This window comes from Paenibacillus taichungensis (assembly GCF_003287275.1).
Lineage (GTDB): Bacteria > Bacillota > Bacilli > Paenibacillales > Paenibacillaceae > Paenibacillus > Paenibacillus taichungensis_A.
The window spans coordinates 121,729-143,029 of the sequence record NZ_QEVW01000026.1; the positions used below are offsets into that span (position 1 = coordinate 121,729).

The 21,301-nt window shown below is 47.3% G+C and carries 15 protein-coding genes; 3 read left to right on the top strand and 12 right to left on the bottom strand.

The genetic code is table 11. The features are described from left to right. Nucleotides 1-265: 265 nt before the first annotated feature. The 3 genes from DC345_RS29400 to fabF all read right to left on the bottom strand — a co-directional run bounded on the left by DC345_RS29400 (nt 266) and on the right by fabF (nt 7,241). Nucleotides 266-5,251 (bottom strand): DUF4132 domain-containing protein, encoded by a 4,986-nt coding sequence (locus DC345_RS29400; protein WP_113056148.1) that lies wholly within the window; start codon nt 5,249-5,251, stop codon nt 266-268. Nucleotides 5,252-5,274: 23 nt separating this feature from the next. Continuing rightward, the gene (locus DC345_RS29405) at nt 5,275-5,694 is read right to left on the bottom strand and encodes a hypothetical protein (RefSeq protein ID WP_113056149.1); all 420 of its coding nucleotides are present in this window, start codon (nt 5,692-5,694) and stop codon (nt 5,275-5,277) included. Nucleotides 5,695-6,002: 308 nt separating this feature from the next. Next, a complete protein-coding gene (fabF, locus tag DC345_RS29410; protein WP_113056150.1) occupies nt 6,003-7,241 on the bottom strand; it encodes a beta-ketoacyl-ACP synthase II in 1,239 nt (412 codons plus the stop codon). A gap of 142 nt (nt 7,242-7,383) precedes the next feature. Here fabF and DC345_RS29415 point away from each other — a divergent pair, with 142 nt between their 5' ends. Further along, the gene (locus DC345_RS29415; RefSeq protein WP_113056151.1) at nt 7,384-8,247 is read left to right on the top strand and encodes a helix-turn-helix transcriptional regulator; all 864 of its coding nucleotides are present in this window, start codon (nt 7,384-7,386) and stop codon (nt 8,245-8,247) included. Nucleotides 8,248-8,373: 126 nt separating this feature from the next. Here DC345_RS29415 and DC345_RS29420 read toward each other — a convergent pair whose 3' ends face one another. The 9 genes from DC345_RS29420 to DC345_RS29460 all read right to left on the bottom strand — a co-directional run bounded on the left by DC345_RS29420 (nt 8,374) and on the right by DC345_RS29460 (nt 18,804). Then, a complete protein-coding gene (locus DC345_RS29420) occupies nt 8,374-9,213 on the bottom strand; it encodes a MetQ/NlpA family ABC transporter substrate-binding protein (RefSeq protein WP_113056152.1) in 840 nt (279 codons plus the stop codon). A gap of 82 nt (nt 9,214-9,295) precedes the next feature. Beyond that, on the bottom strand, nt 9,296-9,967 hold the full coding sequence (locus DC345_RS29425) for a methionine ABC transporter permease (RefSeq protein WP_113056153.1): 672 nt from the start codon (nt 9,965-9,967) through the stop codon (nt 9,296-9,298). Beyond that, nucleotides 9,954-10,772, bottom strand: coding sequence for a methionine ABC transporter ATP-binding protein (locus tag DC345_RS29430; RefSeq protein WP_113056154.1), 819 nt, complete (start codon nt 10,770-10,772; stop codon nt 9,954-9,956). The genes DC345_RS29425 and DC345_RS29430 overlap by 14 nt, the downstream gene beginning before the upstream one ends. 131 nt (nt 10,773-10,903) lie before the next feature. Beyond that, entirely contained in the window at nt 10,904-13,192 is a 2,289-nt protein-coding gene (locus DC345_RS29435; protein ID WP_113056155.1) for an outer membrane protein assembly factor BamB family protein, read from the bottom strand. Between the two features lie 109 nt (nt 13,193-13,301). Next, complete coding sequence (locus DC345_RS29440) at nt 13,302-14,096, bottom strand: energy-coupling factor transporter transmembrane component T family protein (RefSeq protein ID WP_113056156.1); 795 nt, start codon at nt 14,094-14,096, stop codon at nt 13,302-13,304. Further along, nucleotides 14,071-15,579 (bottom strand): ABC transporter ATP-binding protein, encoded by a 1,509-nt coding sequence (locus DC345_RS29445; protein ID WP_113056157.1) that lies wholly within the window; start codon nt 15,577-15,579, stop codon nt 14,071-14,073. The genes DC345_RS29440 and DC345_RS29445 overlap by 26 nt, the downstream gene beginning before the upstream one ends. Further along, nucleotides 15,580-16,173 (bottom strand): ECF transporter S component, encoded by a 594-nt coding sequence (locus DC345_RS29450; protein ID WP_113056176.1) that lies wholly within the window; start codon nt 16,171-16,173, stop codon nt 15,580-15,582. A gap of 723 nt (nt 16,174-16,896) precedes the next feature. After that, nucleotides 16,897-17,565, bottom strand: coding sequence for a pectate lyase (locus DC345_RS29455; protein WP_113056158.1), 669 nt, complete (start codon nt 17,563-17,565; stop codon nt 16,897-16,899). 363 nt (nt 17,566-17,928) lie between these two features. Further along, entirely contained in the window at nt 17,929-18,804 is an 876-nt protein-coding gene (locus DC345_RS29460; RefSeq protein ID WP_064640556.1) for a radical SAM/SPASM domain-containing protein, read from the bottom strand. A gap of 294 nt (nt 18,805-19,098) precedes the next feature. Here DC345_RS29460 and DC345_RS29465 point away from each other — a divergent pair, with 294 nt between their 5' ends. Beyond that, nucleotides 19,099-20,241: an iron-containing alcohol dehydrogenase family protein gene (locus DC345_RS29465; protein WP_113056159.1), complete on the top strand. Its 1,143-nt coding sequence runs from the start codon at nt 19,099-19,101 to the stop codon at nt 20,239-20,241. Continuing rightward, nucleotides 20,238-21,293: an ABC transporter substrate-binding protein gene (locus tag DC345_RS29470; protein ID WP_113056160.1), complete on the top strand. Its 1,056-nt coding sequence runs from the start codon at nt 20,238-20,240 to the stop codon at nt 21,291-21,293. Before DC345_RS29465 ends, DC345_RS29470 begins: the two co-directional genes overlap by 4 nt. Nucleotides 21,294-21,301: the final 8 nt, after the last annotated feature.

Below are 21,301 nucleotides of genomic sequence, written 5' to 3' on the forward strand. Positions count from 1 at the left end.
ATCCTGGGATTCATTTTGGTTAATACCTCAAATTTTATATAACTCTACGTATATTTTACCATGCCCAACACTCAATCTGTACCCACCAATGCCAATCTTGAGTCAACTTTCCAATGCGTAATAAGGATCACTTACCAAAAAAGCAGAAAATAAAAGGCAGCCAAAGTCACCTTGAACTGGTGCTCTAGCTGCCTGATATTCGATAGGTCCACTCGACTTCGTCAATCTAATGCCACTTGCTACAGCCTCATTTCAACATGACTAATCAATGCTGCAATTGTGCAAGGATTTGCGGGTCCTTAATTTTCTTGTCTTCAGCCAATAACATCACTTTCGCTAAAATCTCAGCCGTTCTTGGATCTTCATCGAGGAATGGCAAGAAGATTCTGCCCCGGTGCTGACTATGCACAGGTACGATATGAAGCGCGCCCGTCGCCTGTTTGAACACATTACCGCTGCCAAGATGAACGGCATACTCGCCCAGTTCACCATCAATTCGAGCGTAATTTCCATCGAGTCGTACGTTATCGACCTTCAACAGACGCAGTGACTCATTCACAATCACATGACGCATCTCAATCGTGGTCAAGCTGGCTTCCGGATCTACTCCGCCAACATGCGCAACGCTAACCACCAAATCAATGTCACGCATGACTTCCGAGAAGAAGACCGGCGGTACATCCTTCAACGCAACAGGTTTGTAAGTTCTCCGATCATAGAACTGCACCGTCTCCAGGGTAGGCGCTTCTGTATCTGCGGGTGAGAACCAGTCTGCCATGGCATAGAGATTGGCAATCAGATTATGCTCATAGCTTACCTTTTGCAGTCCTTCCTCATAGCTGACGGTCCATTGACGTCCTTTAAGCAGAGCAACTGCTTTTTTCGGCTGAATCTGATAACCTGCATACCGACGGGATACCGTTCCATTAGCCAGCTCATCCTCATTCGGAAGATAGAGTTCACGGAACACCTGCTTGAATAGCTGACGTTCCTGATGGTTGAACAGATCCCGTTGGAATTCACTCCAGCTACCACTCTGGAACAGATGCAATGGATGTGCAATGAGCAGCCGATCCTGTTCCGCCAATATTTGAATTGAGCTGTCTGATTTATCCGAAGCCGGAGTAACCAGCCCACCGGACGTTACATCGAAACGGCCCAGCTTGTCCTCTGCTAGGAACACAAGCGTGCGAACCAGTGGACGAAGAACCGGATTCTGCAACAGACTTGAAACTTCCTCTCTCGTAAATGAAGTTCCTGCCGTCATGGAACGCTCCAATTCCTGTCTTGCCCGGCGATACTGATCAACCAAATCGGTCTTTAATTCCTTCAATTCGGCGATGTATCCATCTTTCTTGAACCGGGCAGGTACAGACTTGAGTGTCTTCCCTTTGCTTACGATAAGCAGCTCCGGCTGCCCTTCTTCATCAATGACCAATTGGGCTGTCGTAGCCTCATCCAGTTCATGGGGCTCAAAATAGGATTTCATCTCATCCAGCTTGCGAGCTTCCATATCCCACATCAGCCGGGTAACATCGGCATACCCCGCATTACGGGCAAGGTTGCCCAGCGCTATTTGGGATACCAGACCCTCACTGGCTCGCCGCTGTGCGCCAAACTGTTTGCTCTGCATCAGAAACTTCTGAATGAAGTCGTACCGCTCACGCAGATCCTGTCCCCGTTCTTCTGCAAACGGAATCAGGCTGTAGGTCAACAAATGATCTTTATTGCGCTTATCTTCCACGGACTCACGCATGTCTTCTAGTTTTAGCTTCCCAAGTGCCGCATCCGCGAATAATTGTGATCTGCGGTGATTGGCTCCCCCGGAGATATATTTGGCACAATCGTACAACAGACCGAACCGCTCCTCACCGACGGCCTCGTATGCCTCCTCGAACCAGGCGATATCAAATGCACCTTCGTTAAAGTCTTGAGGTGAGATTGGAGAATAATGCGCCACAATGGTTTCCTTTTCAGCAGTGAACCGTTCATTGATATGAGCATGGAAGTACCAGGCTGCACTGCGCAGTCCTTCCCATCCGAGATGCTTCGCAACAATCTCCATCCATTGCGGCGCGTACATTGCGGCTTCCAGGAGCTTCTTCTCCTGGATGGGATGCTTCGCCAGCAATTGTCCCAGCAACGCTTCGTCTTCTCCATCACGCGGATGGCAAACCTGAATCAGATGGCTGAACGTTTCTTTACGTGTGGTATTGTCACCGTAGCTGTAGATATATCCCCGGACAAAGGTATCCTGATCCATGGCAGCAACGAGATGCACCCAATGCTCCAACCCTTCAATGCGTTCAAGCTTCATGGCCAGAGTACTTACTTCTGTTGAGAGCTCTCCTCGGGTTAGCTCAATCTCCAAAATTCGTTCAACAACTGTTCTTCGCAGGTCTGCCAATACCGGTTTCTCTGTAATCCAGTCGGACCGGCTTGAGGTTAACTCCCGAATAAACTGGGCACGAGACTCTCCCACAAGCAGCTGCTTGTAGACTTCCTGTGCATCAATGAAGTCCAATTCATAGGCACGCAGGTAATCGTTCAGAGTGAGGAAGGAGCCTTGGTTACTGTCCTTATTTAATCGGTCGAATTGGATTAACGTCTGGAAATATCGCTTGAAACTGTTATCATCGTGTACTCGATCCCGCACAATATAGAACCATGGGCCGGACAAGACAGCGAGCATGCCAGCTTCCTTTTCCATTTGTTCCTCAGGCATCATTTTCATCAGCGCATACAATGTCCGCTCAGCGATTTCAAATGTGTCTGACTTATCGCTGTCCTCATAAACGGCCTCAATCAGCGTTTTCACCTGATCTGTGTAACGAAGCTCACTCACCAACTTTTTCATGTCCTGGATATACTGAACCGGATAGACGGCTTCGGCAAATTCCTTACGCCATCCTTCCAGCAGCCAGTGTTTCTCCAACTCACTATATTCATATATGGTGGAATAGTAACGGTAATAACTATCCAGCTTCTTATTCAGATCCTCCAAACGGATCACAAACAAAATTTGCAGCAATTCTTTACTATCCAGACCACTCTTCTGAACATATTCTCCCCATATGTTATGGAGTGGGAACTGCTCCAATAATGCTATATCTTGCCGCTGATCATAAGGAATGAAGACCATGGCACGCAATGTCGCACCTACAAGCAAGGTTTCTTTGTAACCGGCATAATATTCTGCCTCATATTCATGGTCTCTGTGCTCATGTAACAACGCATCCAAACCATCAAGAAACTGCTTCGCTTTTTCCAGGGAAAGGGTAAACATGTCCTTCGGCTTGAAGCCGCCGAGATCACGTTCTTCCTGAAGCAATGGATTTTCCCATGAAGGATCATACAAACCGAATCCATTAGCCGCCGTATACCTGCTGCTCTGCTCTGTAAGCTTGTCCAGCAGCTTCTGCTCCTTGGCTGTTGGTGTTTTGATTAACGCTATGATTGGCTGAATCTGCTCCTGCTGCTCCGTGCGTTGTGGATCTGCGGAGATCTCGGTCAACAGCTCCAGCGCACCCAATCGCTGAAGTTCAGTTTTGGATTGTACAAGTCGTTTCAGGGATACCATCAGCTGATCGGTTGGCTGAAGCAATAACACCTGAATGATCTTCTGACGCAAAGATCCTGTTTTCAGTTTGAGCAACGCCTCCATTTGCAGCATCTCTTCGAGCGTCAGCGTCAACAGTTTGGCTTTGAGCAGAGCATTCTCACGGTTGTTCATGCTCTTATCCGACAGACTATCAAAAATAAACTGCCTTTGTACTTCGCTCTCGGGATGATGGACAAACTGGGACAACAATTCTCCTCGCAAATCCGGGCTTAGCTTGTCTTTGAGCGCAATGACCTCGCCAATCCATTCCGGGTCCATGTCATACGCAGCAAGGTACAGCATTTTTTTCACTACATCATCTGGATCAATCCGATATTGAACAAATTCAAGAACACCGGATGGTCCTCCTGCCCCTCCCTGCGGAATGTAGGCCAGCATTTGTTTAAACAGATCAAAGTCACGCCGACGCACGGCTTTATCTTCAAATACAGGCAGCGGCCAAACGTGAACACTGCGTTGATTCTCCCCATTTTCGAAGCTCCAGTTAAACATGTACATGGCATCATAATTCTCAATCACCCAATGCAGCAATTCCAGATCCTGAACTTCAAGATACTGACGTGCCATGTTTAAGCGCAGCCCTCTGTTCTGACTGTTAGCAAGTACGTATTGTGCAACAATCTGCTGATATACTTGCCCGTGATCCATGATCTGGATGACTTTTCGCTCCAACTCATTCTCTTCAATAACAGCCGTTGCCCAGAGACTGATGAATAATTGGTTTGCATTGGCACTTTGCTGCCATTCTTCTCGCACCACAGGATCAGTCAATGCTTGATGCGCTTGTGTAATTAATTGCGCAGCAACACGCTGATTCGCCGCTTCAATTCCAATCCCTGTCCATACGGCGAGCGCTCTCACCACCGAACTGAACCGTATCAGGTTGTTGTCGATGATTATTTTTAATATGTATATATACGCCTCAAGCGTTCCTTCATCCATTCGTTCCACAATGCTCTGGCGCAACCCCTCCTGCAGTCTGGCTGCTACCAGCAATTCCCCAACCATCTGGTAAGCATCCACCTGAGCGCTCATGAAGATACCTTTGATCATTTCAGTGGTCAGCAATGCATTCTGATTATCACCATAGATGATATCATGCAGCGCCTGCTTCATATCGCCGGTTTCATGATCCAGTTCATAGGCAATGCAATCCGGTATAACGGCTCTAATCTCATGAAGATAATCAAACTTGTACTCCCGCATGGATACATATTCGTTCAGAGAGAAGCCATGTATCTCCATGCGGAACAAGGCAATCATTTTACGAAAAACCTGTCCAATATGCTGTTCGGGATCGGTCGTACGAAAGGGTCTGCGCTCGTAATGTTTGCTATAAGGAAAATTCGCGGCACGTTCTGCAATGTAACGGAACTGAGCCAAGAAGGATTCATTGACCAAATGCTCCAATACATCCAATAATGGACGGAACAATGGAGTTTTCGTCTCAGCAGACATACGTTTCAATTGCTGCTCTGCATCCAAATAGGCCTTTTCGTCTTCGCGCAAATAGGTGAATCCAGCCATCTCTGCAACATAGCTTGCAAGTTTCTGCTCCACGCCATTCAGCGATTTTACTTTTTCCTGCAACTCTTGTTGATACTGTTGAACTTTATCTTCCTGATTCATTCCATTCTCCTCCTCGTCACTCTCTACCACAGACGCCCGGCAAGCATTGTAAAGCGGATAAATACCACATTATCGTTTTCCTGTATAATCAACGGATCATCCAGTGCCTGCACCTCTTCATCATTGAGAAACACTTTAAATAACCCATCTTCATATGCGGTAACAGCTGTATCCATGGCACCTTCTACATCGCGAACCCCTTCGTTATATATCGTACCAAAGCCTACTTTTCCTGCTGCTCCCAGCTCTTGAATGTCCTCCGGCATCAGGTAGGCAAGCCATTCCGCTTCATTTTTCTTGTCCTGAAGAGCCTTGAGCTGCTGAGCCACCATGTTCTTAATAAGTTGTCTCAGCGTATCGGTTGTTTCCGGAAGTTCGGCAGCTTGTTTGGCAAGTGCCGGCTTGCGTTTACCCAGACTTTTCACCGTAATCCATACGTTCACTGCTTTACCTCCTATGTATTGCTTTATGTTAGAAGAAGCCTCTATCATCTCTTGTATCTAATACCACCATGGAAGATGGAACAAACGTAAACTTCGGTCTATTTCGTTATCCATTCTAATATGCGTACATATGTGCCCCTATTGAATATTTTAACGAATATCCCGGCTATATTCATGGGCCATTTCTCATGTTTACATGCAACCAGCGAACTAATGACCTATATTGCACTTTCGCAGCCGGAACAGCCTTAGCACAGCAAATAAAAAGAGAACAGTGCGCCTTCGGGCAGTCACTGCTCTCTGTAACTTTACGATGAATATTTCTGCAAAATAATGACCGCATTATGACCACCGAAGCCAAATGAGTTGGACATGCCAATTTTCAGTTCAGCTTCTCGAGCAACGTTGGGTACATAATCGAGATCACATTCCGGATCGCTCTGCTCCTGATTGATTGTCGGTGGAATGATGCCGCTACGCAAGCTTTGAATGAGCGATATGGCTTCCGCCCCACCAGCCGCACCCAGCATATGTCCTGTCATCGATTTGTTTGCTGTTACCGGAATATGATAAGCTTCCGCACCAAACAGCTGCTTAATTGCTCGTGTCTCGGAAAGATCACCCGCCTCCGTACTGGTAGCATGAGCATTAATGACATCAATGTCTTGTGGCTGAAGCTGTGCATCCCCCAGAGCGGCTTTCATGGCCAAGTATGCACCACGTCCTTCCGGATGGGTGGCTACCATATGATACGCGTCTGAACTGGCACCATACCCAACGATCTCCGCAAGGATGTTTGCACCTCTCGCAAGGGCGTGAGACAAAGACTCCACAACCAAGACCCCGGCACCCTCAGCCATAACAAAACCATCTCTGCCTGCATCAAATGGCCGACTCGCCTCTTCGCACGCTTCGTTTCGTGTAGATAGTGCCGTCGCATTGCCGAAGCTTGCCAGTGATACTTCGGTGACAGCTGCCTCCGTCCCTCCAGCAAAAATCACATCCGCTCCACCATGACGGATCAGCCGGAAAGCCTCACCTATCGCTGTGTTGCCGATCGAACAGGCTGTCACTGGCGAGAGAGTCGGGCCCCAGCAGCCAAATCTCATGCTCACCATGGCCGCCGCCATATTGGATATCATCATGGGCACCAGTGTTGGACTGACTCTTGCAGGCCCACGTTCAGACAGGAGTTTGCCTTGTTCCATCAGGGTCTGGATTCCGCCGATGCCGGAACCGATATACACGCCAACGCGCTCCCTGTCCACCTGATCCATCTCGAGACCGGAGTCAGATAAAGCCTGCTCTGCTGCCGCAACAGCAAATTGCACGAACCGGTCCATACGCCGAGCTTCCTTCCGTCCAAACCGTTCTTCTCCGTCAAAATCACGGACCGCTCCTGCTATTTTCGTTTTATAAGACGTTGTATCAAACGCTTCAATTGGCGAAATTCCCGATTTACCTTCCACCAATCCATTCCAAAATGTATGCACATCATTCCCCAAAGGAGAGATAATCCCCATTCCTGTAATAACAACACGCTCCATAATGCATCCTCCTTCAGTGCTCTCTCCATACTTGTTTAGTTAAGTTATGCACTTATATTGCCATTCGTATTATCCTATTACAAGTTGTCAATTATAATAGTATAATGACTACCATGATAAACTCAGGAACGAAGGTGATGGAATGAACCATGATGTCAGGTTGCAGGCACTGTCTGCTTTTCTGAAAAACCAGCGCTCCAAAATCTCTCCGGAATCTGTCGGATTACCCGCGGGCTCCCGGCGAAGAACACCTGGATTAAGAAGAGAAGAAGTATCCCAATTGGCAGGTGTGAGCACAACATGGTACACCTGGCTTGAACAGGGCCGGGATATTCAGGTATCTCATTCCGTATTGGATAACATCGCCTCAGCTCTCAGGCTGACAGCGGATGAACGAAAGTACTTGTTTTCCCTTGGTCTGGATTACCATTCGGAACTTCATATCCTGGATGAGAAGCCACTCCAAATTCATCCCTCTTTGCAAAAAATATTGCAGGAACTTCGCAATTGTCCCACAATCATCTCAGACCGACGCTGCCACATTGTTGGCTGGAATGACGCAGCGCGGCATGTGTTTATGGACTTTGAACAGATTCCTGCTGAACAGCGGAACATGATCAGTTTGTTGTTTGAACGAAAAGAATTTCGAAGACTGGCCGTCAATTGGGAGGATTTTGTTAGCGGATTTCTGGCTATTTTCCGTGCTTATTATGGTCAATATGTCGATGATGAATGGTACAACTTGTTTTTGGATGACATGATGGACAGATATCCCGATTTTCAACCCCTTTGGAAACAAAGCAGTGTTAGCAGCGCCCCGGATGTGTTGATTGAATTTAGACATTCCAGAGCTGGCAAAATGCTTTTTGATCTTACCTCACTCCAGGTTCAGGGAAATGCCGATTTGCGTTGCAGCATCTACACACCTGCAACAGACACGGCTACAGAGCGTAAATTGATCCGCCTAATGGAGCATAAATTAGAACCTGACTCCGACAAAAGCTGATGCTGACCTTCTTCCTTTATTCCATAATACAAGTTAACAAAAAAAGACCCAGGCAATGAGGCCTGGGTCTTCATGTTTGTCTTGAAACCTATCTGTACAATCATTTCAGTTGCAGATTAACGGATGTTATTTAAAAGCCGGGATTGCAATATCTGCATACTTCTCTTCAAAGAAGGCTTTCACTTCTGGACCCGCCATACGCTTCGCCAGCTTCTGAATGGCTTCCGAATCCTTGTTATCTTCACGGGCAACCAAAGTAATGGCAAAATGGGAATCATCCTTCTCAGTGAACAACGCATCCTTCTTCGGTGTAAGTCCAAGTGGACTCGCATATGCTGGAGTCATGGCAACCAGATCCGCATCATCCAACATGCGGGCCAGCATCAACAGATCCACTTCTTTGAACTTGAAGTTCTTCGTGTTTTCCGTGATGTCTGCTTGTGTTGCATTAAAACCGACGCCTTCTTTCAGCTTGATCAGGCCGTTCTGTTCCATCATCACCAGTGAGCGTCCAATGTTAGACGGATCGTTGGCAATCGCTACCGTTGCACCTTCAGGCAATTCTTCAATGGATTTTACCTTTTTGGAATATGCTCCGTAGATGGCATTGTAGATCGGTTGAACAGCCACTAAATTAGCATTATTTGCTTCATTATACTGATTCATGTAAGGTACGTGCTGGAAGAAGTTTGCGTCTACTTCTTTGTTCGCCAGTGCATTATTCGGTTGAACGTTATCGGAAAGTACAACAACTTCCAGATTGACGCCATCTTCTTTTAGCAATGGCTTCACAATATCCAGCACATCCGTCATTGGCGGAATCAAAGTAGCTACTTTCAACGTCACTTCTTGTCCTGCTTGAGTGCCTTCCTTATTTCCTTCCGCCGCAGGTGTTTCTTCTTTTTTGCCGCATCCGGCTGCTACGAGCGTCACTGCCAGCAGCATGAGCATTAGTTTTGCTTTCATCTGATATAAACCCCTTCATCATGTAATCTGTATTGTTCGTGCTGTAATTCAATCTTTCTGCACTGCTTGTGCTTGTCCTTCTTCAGGATCTGCGATCAAGCCAGCGGGACACTCTGCTGCCAGTAAATTGGATCATCTGTACCAGGATGATCATAATGATAATCGTAAATACCATAATCTCCGTCTCGAATCGCTGATAACCGTAACGAATCGCAAAATCACCAACACCTCCACCACCGACAATACCCATGACCGTAGAGTAAGAGATAAAACTGATGGTTGCGGTTGTTAAGCCGAGTACGAGACTTGAGCGAGCCTCCACATACAGGAATTTCACCACAAGCTGTATGGTCGATGCACCCATGGAAGAAGCAGCTTCAACCACACCCTTCGGTACATCAAGCAAAGCCTGTTCTACCAGTCTGGCGTAATAAGCAATGGCAATGACCGAGAGCGGCACGGTTGCTGCGAGTGTCCCGATAGATGTTCCAACGATCATACGTGTGAACGGAATCATAAATACGACTAGCAGCAGAAACGGGAAGGAACGAATGATGTTGACTAGACTTCCCAGAATCATGAACAGAGGTCGATTCTGATAACGTTGCCCTCTTCTGAACAGATACAGCAATGTACCTAGGGGCAACCCGATTAACACAGCCGCAGTGATGGAGATCCCCACCATGACAAACGTCTCCCCAATGGCCTGCCAAATTTCATGCTGATACTTCACAACAGACTCAGGTATCATCATTATTGTCCTCCTGACCGCCATGAAGAGAGGTATTTCGTCCGCTCATAGGTTCATCTTCACCCATCAACAAGGAGGTTAGAAGATCCGGCTTCGGTGCCGGTATACTGCGTACTTCCATTTCCGACAGCGTTTTGATGATCTGTCCCTCTTTCATCACCGATATCCGGTCACAGAGCTTTCGGGCAACCTCCATCTCATGTGTAACGAGTACAATAGTTACCCCCAGCGTTTCATTGACATGACGCAGCACATCCAGAATTCCACTCGTTGTCTGCGGATCAAGCGAAGATGTTGGTTCATCACAGAGCAGCACATCCGGGCGGCTGGCAAGTGCTCTGGCGATGGCGACACGTTGCTTTTGCCCTCCACTTAACTGTGCAGGATACTGGTTAGCCTTATCTTCAAGTCCGACAAATCTCAATACCTCAAGTCCTCGTGCAACCCGCTCAGTCCGGGAGACGCCCGCAAGTTCCAGAGGCATGCAGACATTGCCACTTACAGTCCGATTGCTGACCAGATTGAAGTGCTGAAAAATCATGCCAATGGACCTCCGTGCCTGACGCAGGCTATTCTCACTCATCCGGGTCAGTTGCTGCCCATTCACAATGACTTCGCCGTCATCTGGCTTCTCCAATCCATTGAGCATACGCAGAAGCGTGGATTTCCCTGCACCACTGGAGCCGATAATGCCATGGATCTCTCCCTGGCCTACTTCCAGGGAAACCGAGCTTAGCGCCACGAATCCCTGATCTTCACGGGACCCATGCTCGTTATAACGCTTGCTTACCCCGTATAATGAAATCATGGGAGATTCCTCCTGCGATTGATCGTACATGGTCCTTCAAGAACACATGAAGAAAGCCCGCACAGCCGATAACCGGAGCGCGAGCAATCCTGTTTATTTATAATAAATCATCATTCGACATGAAACAAGCTTTAACGTGAGATATCTGCATTCAGATCACTTGCTTCATATCTACTGAACCGTCCGTTCGACGACCCGATATAGACTTCATTTCCAAGACGGTTGATGGTTCCATTCTTCGCGTCCCGATCACGATGCTCCGGGGTTCCCATTACAACATCTTGTATACGGCCGATCAAGGCCCCGTTATTTTTATCCATAACCAGGAGATCCTCACCCATCGGCAGCAAAAGCTGGTCTTCAATCACAACGTAACTCCCCTGATTGGTAGGATATCGAAGTGACGAAATCGTGTTTTGTGCGGACCAACGGGTCTTTCCTGTATCATATGCAAGGGCTGCTGGGTACCCATTTTTGATTACGTATAGTTGATCGTCCTCCACGAACCCTCGTTCAATCTTGCTGTCCAGCGTCCAACGTCTTGTCCCGCTCTTGGCATCGTACAGAGTGGTTGTGAAGTCTGCGTAATCGCCGTATATATCCCCTTTCTTGTTATCACGAATTAGCAGCTTGCCATCGCTCAGAACCTCAAATTGCTGTCCATTCCGAGCAGGGAATTGTGCAAGCTTCTTGCCAGTATTCAGATCAAGCAACACCCACTGATCTCTCAACAACATCCAGCGTTCCGGCTGAGTTGACGCAAAGGGATCAAGACGGTATATTCCATCAAAGTATGAATTGTTCTCAGGATGATCCACAGTCGGTTTACCCACCTTGATGCTCCATACGGTTCGGCCAGAATGAGGCTCCGCAGCGACCAGTTGATTATTCTCCCAATACATCACATAAGGGTCATCTGAACCTTTGTTTAACAGTTGATATCCTGTACTAAGTTTTCTTGTCCATAATGTTTTTCCATTTGCACTGTCCAACACCGTTAACCAGCTATTACTTGAGCCTTCGACAACTGGACTACTCACAACAACTACATTCTTTGCGGCAGTGATGCCGTTCAATCTGAATTTTTGCTTGGGAGCATACTCCCATACGACATCACCGCTCTTCAATCGAAGGTGGCGTATACGATCCACGTATTCTTTCTTGTTAGGGTCATAATCTGTATACATTGTAACGTATTGGCGTCCTGCATCTACTTCTACCTGCTGTCTCCCATACCCCGCATTGATCTCCCATAATTTCTTACCGGAATGTCGGTCAAGTGCATACATTGAACTCTCATAATGAAAACCACTAAATCCACCGTCATCCCCTTTCATCAAGAGCAGATCATCCGTCGCTGCTTGCAAAAAGGTATAGTTGATATCCCCTTGATTTGTCCATATTGGTTTCCAAGGTAGCGTTATCGGCAATGACTTGCCTGTGATTTTGGTTGTGAATTCATATTCATCCGAACGACTGAAGCTCCAATCGGACACCACATTGTTCCGATCATCTTGCGGTATATTCCAGCGTGTTCTGGCAAGTTTGCCGTTCTTATTGAATGTCACCAAAAATTGCGCGTCTGCACGCTCATATCGCCAGGTCTGTCCAATACTCATCGTATAACCGGTGTCATTCAAATTGGCTGAATTCTCTTTCCAATCCGGTTCACCGAGCCATTGTTTGACTTGTTTGGAGGTTGTTTTTTTGTTCAGCATAATATCCGTCAAATGACGTACAGCCAAAGCGGACTTCGATGCATCCTGTTGAAACCAACCATCCGCTACAATGACTTGCTGCTCTACAGCCTGTGCTTTAACCCAAAGCAATGCAGGACGATAGATGAATGATTCCTTATTCCAGACTTGCGGGGCAATAGAAACGCCATACCAATCCTTCGTCGCTGCAACAATTAACGCCTGTTCTGTCAGCGTTGGACTTGGAGACCAACTTGTCGAGCTTCCCGGAGCCAGATACAGCTTACTCCCAGGACGAAGACTGAACGTCTGGGGAGTTACAGTCTTCAGGCTTCTACTTTCCTTGGATGCATACCAGCCGGGAATCCAGAGTTCACCTCTATTGTAATCCTGGAATTGAATCCATTCGCCGCGAACCGCTTGTACTTTGATTTTCTCATTGCTGGAAGTGTAGTACTGTATTCCCATCAAATCAACGGGCACTTTGTTACCTATAACTTGGGTGTACAGGGGTATACCTGCCTCCAAATTCAAGGTATCTCCCGGTTTATAAGTCGTTTTCGCTTGTGCAGATAAGGCTTGAGTTGTCGAACCAGAGCCCTGTCCTGCCTGTGTTTCCGTATTCGTCTCCAGCAGCATGAACCCCGTAACCAGCACGGCCGCTATTCCGGTTACAGTGATCCATTGGTACCCCGTCTTTTTCCACTTCGACCCTGTCTTCACACTCGTTCACCTCATCTATTTGAAGTTATTTCCATTAAAGACGTTTTGAACAAGGAAAAGTTACTGTTACTCCCAAATATATTTGCAAGGTACGAAATAATTACAGATCTTACCTTACATCCACTAGGGTTGAATGATAAGGGAATGTGGTTCCCAATATATAAGCAGCGATTAGCATGATGATAAAATACCCCATAAACCATACATCAGCTCGGGAATACCCGATCTGAATGTAATAGGTCCTGCTCCCGCCTTCCTTGAACCCTTTCGCTTCCATCGCCACCGCCATACGCTGCGCGCGCCGAATACTCTGTGCAAGCAGCGGAATAGCATATCGTTTCAGTATGCCGTATACATTCCAGCGGGAACCGTGCTGCCTCGTTCCCCGAATGCGGATGGCATACCGCAGCGTCTGGAATTCATCCAGCAAAATCGGAATCATGCGCATCGCCGCCAGAAAGCTATAAGCATACTTGGGTGGGAGCTTCCACTGCTGCATGAGGGAATAAAAGAGACGCACAGGCTTGGTCGTCAGGCCGAACAACAATCCAGCCGCCGCCATACTTAGGGAACGAAATCCCAAATGCAGCCCGCGATAGAAGCTCTCTTCGGTAATATGAATCAATCCCCATTGAAACCAGGTGGTCTCGCCTTTACCAAACATGATCATACCTGTGGAAGTTGATATAAATACCAAAATGAACGGAGACGCATACAGCAACAATCGGGGCAATGGGTGACCTGTCCAGCCCAGCAGTAACAGCATGACAACTGACACATTAGCCATTACATTCAGGTTGTGAACAAGGATGACGAAGACAAACAGCAATGTCAGAAAAATCATTTTCAACCCCGGATTCACCGCGTGAAGCCAGGTCTCACGATGAGGAAACGAGAGCTGCATCCGTTAACCTCCCCTCATCCACCGTCCAGATTCGGTTGCAATAACGTTTTACGATTTCACGATCATGCGTAACCATCACGATGGCTGTCCCTTCACGCCGCAGCCGTTCCAGCTGTGATAACATGGCAAAGGTATTGCGCGCATCCTGTCCAAAAGTAGGCTCATCCAGCAACAAAATATGCTGTTCCCGTACCAGCGCTGACGCTACACTCAGCCGCCGTTTCTGTCCCATCGACAATTGATATGGATGCCTCTCTGACAGGTCAGTCAATCCGAATTGCTCCAGCATATGATTGGTTCGGACACCTCTTTCTTCGGCAGTTAGCTTGCTGCTCAGCAGGGAAAACTCCACTTCATCCCGAACTGTATTCGTCACAAATTGAAATTCAGGATTCTGGAATACAAAGGCAATGTGATCGGCAAGCTGCTCGGTTTTTCCGGCCGATTGTCCTTCCACAACATAATGGCCTGTCGTTTTTAGAATATTCATCATGGATAGCAATAATGAACTTTTACCTGCCCCGTTAACCCCCACAATTCCCACCCAATCTCCATGCCATACCTTTGCCTGCTCCACCTGAATGAATGGCGTTTTTCCGCGCCATCCGGTGAATTGCTGCATTTCCAGGGCCGGTTGGAGCAGTACAGAGGTTTCCCCCTCCTTATAATCTATACTTTCAGTTTCTGTTGTACCGTAACGGCTATCCTCTCCTGAGACCCATGCCTGTGCCTTCGATTGGCCTCGTTCTGCCCAGACCCCTGGATACCAGATCCCGTATGCCCTGAGCATACTCCGCTCATCTGTAAACACCTGATTTGCCGGGCCATCTGCCACAATCTTTCCTTCAGGCGACAATACAATGATTCGGTCTACCCACTCGACAATTTCATTAATTTTATGTTCCACGATAATGAGCGTTTTGTCCTGTGCAATCTGTTTCACCGTATCCCACACCTGGGAGGTTCCTTCATCATCCAGCAGTGCCGTTGGTTCATCCAAAAAGAGTACATCTGGCTCCATGGCTAGTATTGAAGCCATAGCAAGACGCTGCTTCATGCCCTGAGACATCGATTGAATGAGTGTGCGATTATGTTCAAAAGATAACCCGACCTGTTCCAGGTATCGCTTGATAAGTACAGGCATCTGCTCGCGTGGAATATTCCGGTTCTCCAATACAAAAGCAATCTCTTCATCCGTATATGACATACAGAACTGGGTATCCGGATCTTGAAAAACTATGCCCGGCTGTTCAGGTACCTGAATGTCATCACATTTCATCGGAATCTCCACTGATCTCGGAATCAAACCGCTTAGAATCTGCAGCAAGGTCGATTTGCCAGAGCCGCTGGGTCCAAGTAACAATACTTTCTCCCCTTGACGCACAGAGAGAGACAAGCCTTGGAACACCAAGGCCTTCTCTCCCGGGAACTTGCATCTTAGATTCGTAACACCTACCGCTTGCACATTATCCATTTCATTCATCTAGTCCAACGCCTCATAATCCTGCTTCGACACCGGTCTAAGGGATCGTGTTACACCTGTAAGCTCCAGCGCTTTGGCAAGATAATAGGCGAATACACCTGCAATCAGAATACTGCCAATGAAGCGGAACCCGATAAACAGCGTGTAGTTCCAAGCCGTGAGGGAATCAATGTACCCGTACTGATAATCCAGTACAAGTGAAGCCGCCGCTGCACCAATAGCCGCAAGGCAGGTGACGAACAGATTGCTTTTCCGATACAGAAATGCGGCGAAGAAAATCTCCGCTCCCAGCCCTTGCAGCAGCCCATATACCAGTGTGGACATGCCCCACTCACTTCCGAGAAAAGCACTCACCGTGGATGCCGCAACTTCAGCCAGAATGGCTACACCTGGCTTCCGAATGATTACAAAGGCAAAGGTGCCCGCCATAAACCACATGCCATAAACCATCTGCTCCGCATGAACGCCGAATGGCTTCATCAGATCATATGTAGGTCCCCATATTTTGTAGATCACCCCAAAGACCACTGCAATCACAATCGTTACCAAAATATCGGTTAACTTCAATCTGTTGCTGCCTGCTGCTGTTGACATGTTTTCTACTTCCTTCCTCTGTTTCCCTTGATTTAAAATAAATAATAAAACAACAAACAAAAAAGCCTCCTCGGTTCCCAGGCAGGCCATACGCACAGTTTACAATTCTTACGATGCTACGCATTAGGCAGATATAGAGAATGTAGAAAACAAACGACACCATCCCCGACACAACAGAAAAATTCCGCTGCACTCAAGAAACGCTGACATTTATGTTCTATCCCTTATCGCTTAAACATTGCACATCGCAAATTCATGTTCTCTACGCTGGCATTACCCAGATCAGATATACGGTCAGCGGCACAAGGCCGCTCTCTCAGCCCAACTTCATTGAGCTCCCGGTTCACTTATTTCATTGCTTCTACTGTACAACACATGGGTAATTGTGACAATCCCGACAAGGAAAAATCAGTTTAAACTAGAAGAAAGAGTGTTTAACTATATGTTTTATTTATGCGCGATATGACTCTTCTCCCACCTGTATTTCTTGCATGCAGCCTTTAGATTACACCAAGGGTTGTCTCGAAAGGGCCTCCCATTTTGGTAATCTTGATCACACCTCTGGTCAGAGCGATGCGTCAAACTTGCAAATGAACCTCAGTAACGTTAATTCAGTGCAAATGGCAGCGAATAAGGTGTCTCAGGTTCATTAGACCAAATTAATGCGAGCAGGGGATGCTTCATGTCGTTAGAGAAAATTGTTAAAAACGAGCAGCTCCTTTTTTAATATTGTGTATTTCCGGATTGACTTGTTTTGCCCGATGCAAAGCCTTTAAACAAGGTCGGTACTTTGGAGTAACGGGTATTTGTAATTTTGCCTTGCGATGTACTGCTGTCCGTACGCATAATGGAATCTTTGACATTGGAGATGTCTGAGTTGTCGAGCGTCATGTTCACGGCGAAGGTTGTTCCGCCATTCTGACGCACCAGCTTGCCAATGTCGTCTGCACGGAAATTTTTAATGTTAATCGTTCCGGCTGCATTCATTTGAAATACTTTATCATAGGCCTTGTAAGCTGCTCCACCAGTGATGTTGACCGTTCCGGAAGACTTCAGCGTCAGTGCATCCTCGCCCACGTCCTGCCATACCACATTCGAAATAGAACAGTTACCGTAACAATGAACACCGTCAGCTGCAGGTGAACCAATAATTACATTTTTGAGTGTGGCACCTGCCTCCAACCGAAATACCGGCTTCTGATCTCCCGCTTGAGATCCATCTCCCAGGGTGGAAGGATTGGCTACATAAGTTTGGCCTTTGCCGTCAAACGTTTCTCCCTTGGCTACAATAATCGTTGAGTTCACAACAGTAGGTGCAGCAAAAGCTGGAATTGCACCGAACAATGAAGCAACCAGACCGGCAGACAGCAACAACGTCAACATTTTTTTCATCACTTAAATCCTCCCTTATTCTGATGAATTGGCGTACAAGCATAAGCTTGTCCTCAAGGAACCGATCAGAGGTGCACCTCTGGATCGGAACCTACCCTGATCCTACCAAAAAAGGAATGTTACGATAATAATCATTAGCTTAGATATCGAGATGATAGCTTTATACCTGTGATTTAGGCCTTATTTGCTTCGTACTCCATTGTGTAATATGCCGTTCTCAACTTCGGGTATGCTTCTTTTACAACTTTTACTCTATGGCTATATTTCCTTTACCGTTCTAGAAAAAAACGAAAGACCACTTTATCTGTTTCCAGACAACGTGATCTCAATTATTTTGAATCTCATGATATATATTAAATTACGCTAAGCGCCAAACCGCTGACGATATCCGCACTTCCGACATAATTCCTCCACTGCTTCCCGCTTGGAGAAACCATAGAACAGATTGTTGGCTCGTTCACCATCTACAATCTCTGAGAACGATTTTTCATGAACGTTGCCCAAGTTAATTACACCCTCACCATCGAGACAGCATGGAACTACAGTTCCATCGACAAGCACGGCAGCTTGACTGCGAAGCGCATGGCAGAAGCCTTTACCATCATCTTCGGGTGCATCCAGACTCGGCCACTGGAATTCATGATCCTGATTCAGATACACATTCGGGGCAATTTTGACACCGCTCCCCGGCACAACCTTCTCCTCAATACGGAAATCCAGATTGAACTCACGTTCAAGAACCTCCAGCGTCTCCCGGTTTCGGTTCATCTGCGCATTCGTGAAGTTATCCTGTGTCAGATTCCAGAGTCGGAATGAAATAATGACATTGTGCTTCACTGCTTCCCGCACAAATGACAACACATTGCCTAGATAGCCCTCACGGTCTGTGGAACCTTCATGACCATCAAAGCTGTGCAAAGAGAAGTTCATCTGACGCAGCGCCGGTTTGCCGAGCAGTTTGTGCTGGGTCTTGGGCAGTAGCGTACCGTTTGTCGTAATGTTAACCTTGAATCCCTTCTCATGCGCTGAATCCAGTAACAGATCAATTTTGGGATGAAGCAACGGCTCACCTTTGACATGTAAATAAATATGTTTGGTATGGGGTTTGATCTGATCCAATATATTGTTGAAGACTTCAGGGTCAATGAAATTTTTGGCACGTTTGGTCTGTGGACAGAAGCTGCATGCCAGATTACATATACTTGTGATCTCAATATATACTTTCTTGAACGTTTTCAACTCGGGGTCCCCATTCTGCTTAGAGGGAGAACAGTCCCACCCTCATTTGTGATCCGGCCCATATGTGCCACCACTATTATATCGGGTTCGGGAGCCGAGGTAAATCGACCAGCCTGTTAATTTCCTTTTCTCCTCGAATCCATTAAATACGTTCACTTATAGATTCTTTCAATCGAAGTATAGGATGTATTGATTGTCCGGGTTATTGTGGTTGCCGAAACGCAATGCTAGAATCTAAACAATTTAAAACCAAGTTAAAACGTAAGAATAATAAGCTATAAGGAGAGTGTATTCATGATTACGGTTAAGGCACCCGCAGTATATGTACACGAAGCTAACATTCTTGAGCAAAGTGGTTCACGGATTGCACAGCTTGGGCAGCATGTTCTGATTATCGCCGGTGAGTCTGCATTAAAAGCCGTACAGCCTTACCTTCTTCCTTCACTGGAGGAGCATAAGATCAAGTTCCATGTGCAATGGTTTTACGGTGAGGTTACGACAGGCCAGATTGATACTTTTACGCAGCAAGCTTTCGATCTGGATGTGGATCTGATTATCGGCGTCGGTGGGGGTAAAGTGCTCGATTTGTCCAAAGCGGTGGCTGAGCAAGCCCAATTGCCCATTGTAACGGTCCCGACGATTGCCGCAACCTGCGCTGCCTGGTCTGCCTTAACCGTGCTCTATGATGAACAGGGCCAATCTGCAGGCTACCGTCCCTTGCGCCGTTCGCCTAATCTCGTTCTGGCAGATCCTCATATTCTGGCGAGTGCACCAAGGCGGTATTTGGCCGCTGGCATCGGTGATACACTCGTAAAATGGCATGAGTTCGCCGTTAATCTAAGTGGCAATGCCACCAGCCTCACTCTCCGAAACAGTGTCAGCACTGCCAAGCTTGCACTCGATATTCTCGAAGCGCACGCCATCGATGTCTATGAATCCACTGATACAACCGGCAGTACACCTCAATTCCGTGATGTTGCCGATGCCATTATTGTGCTCGCAGGCCTTGTAGGCAGTATTAGCGATGGATCACTGCATGCCGCGATTGCTCATGGGCTACATGACAGCCTGACCAAATTACCCGAAACACACGCTTCGCTACATGGAGAGAAGGTAGCCTTTGGACTCTTTACCCAGTGGATTCTTGAGGGCAAAGCAGGAGATGAGCTTCATGAGCTAATCACTCTGTTACATAAGTTGAATCTGCCTATCACTCTTGCCCAACTCGGCATACAACAACAACCTCAGGAAGCTGCTGCACGCATTGCAGCAGGACTACAGCTGCGGCAAGGCAGTGCGGCACATCTCTCCTTCGGAGTTAGCACGGAGCAGGTAACCGAAGCCATTCTTCAGGCTGACCGCATCGGCCAAACATTCATAGCACCCAGTCAGGTCAGTGAAAACAGTACATACACCAAGGAGGTTTCCTCCCTATGATCCGTCCAAACCGCCACTACACTCTTCCCTTAACTGCCTTTCTGAGCGCGCTTCTGTTGTTGCTGATTTCCGGCTGCTCTGCCGGAGCTGACAATCAGGCCGCAGGTACAGGCACAACACCGACAGCCGCATCAGCTGCTTCGAATAAAGACGTTACCATTCGTGTTGGTCAGACCGGATGGGGCAATCTCGAATTGGGACTAGAAGCCGCCGGACTCGATGACACCCCCTATAAAGTCACTTATAACGTATTTCAGGGAGGTAACCTGATCCTCGAAGCGATGGCTGCAAATCAATTGGACTTTGGTGTGACCAGTGAAATTCCGCCCATTTTTGCATCTCAGGCTGCCAATGGTGGAAACTTCAAAATTATTGCGGTACAACAAGGCAGCACCTTAAATCAGGAGGTCGTTGTTCCCAAAGGTTCTTCTATCAAATCAGTTGCTGACCTGAAAGACAAGAAAGTTGCTTTCGTTAAAAATACAACGGCCCACTATTTCCTGCTCAAAATGCTGGAGGAAGCCGGATTAACCTGGAGTGACATCAGTCCGGTCGAACTTTCAACAGCCGACGGACTCAGCGCCCTGATTAGCGGGAAAGTGGATGCCCTTGCCAGTTACGGCAATGCCATCATCTCGGCACATCAGAATGAAGCAACAGCGCTCGCCAGCGCCAAAGATATCTTGTCAGGCAGCTTCCTGGTAGCCGCGTCCGATCAGGCTATTGCAAATGTGGAACAGAAAGAGGCCCTAGCCGATTATCTGGAGCGAATCAACAAATTCAATGATTGGGCTCGTGCCAATAAGGATGCGTGGGCTCAAATTACAGCAGACAATACCCACCAGCCGGTGGAACAAGCCCTTAAAACCTACACGGATGGAGAAGCACAACGCCCATCACGTATTGTTGCCATTTCTGATGAGGCCATCAAGTCCGAACAGGACGTAGCGGATACGTTTCAGCAAGCGGGAATTTTTGAGCAGGCAGTCGATGTGAGCACATTCTGGAGTGATGCACTTCAAGATCAACTTCCAGCTCCAGGTACTCAATAACGAAGGAA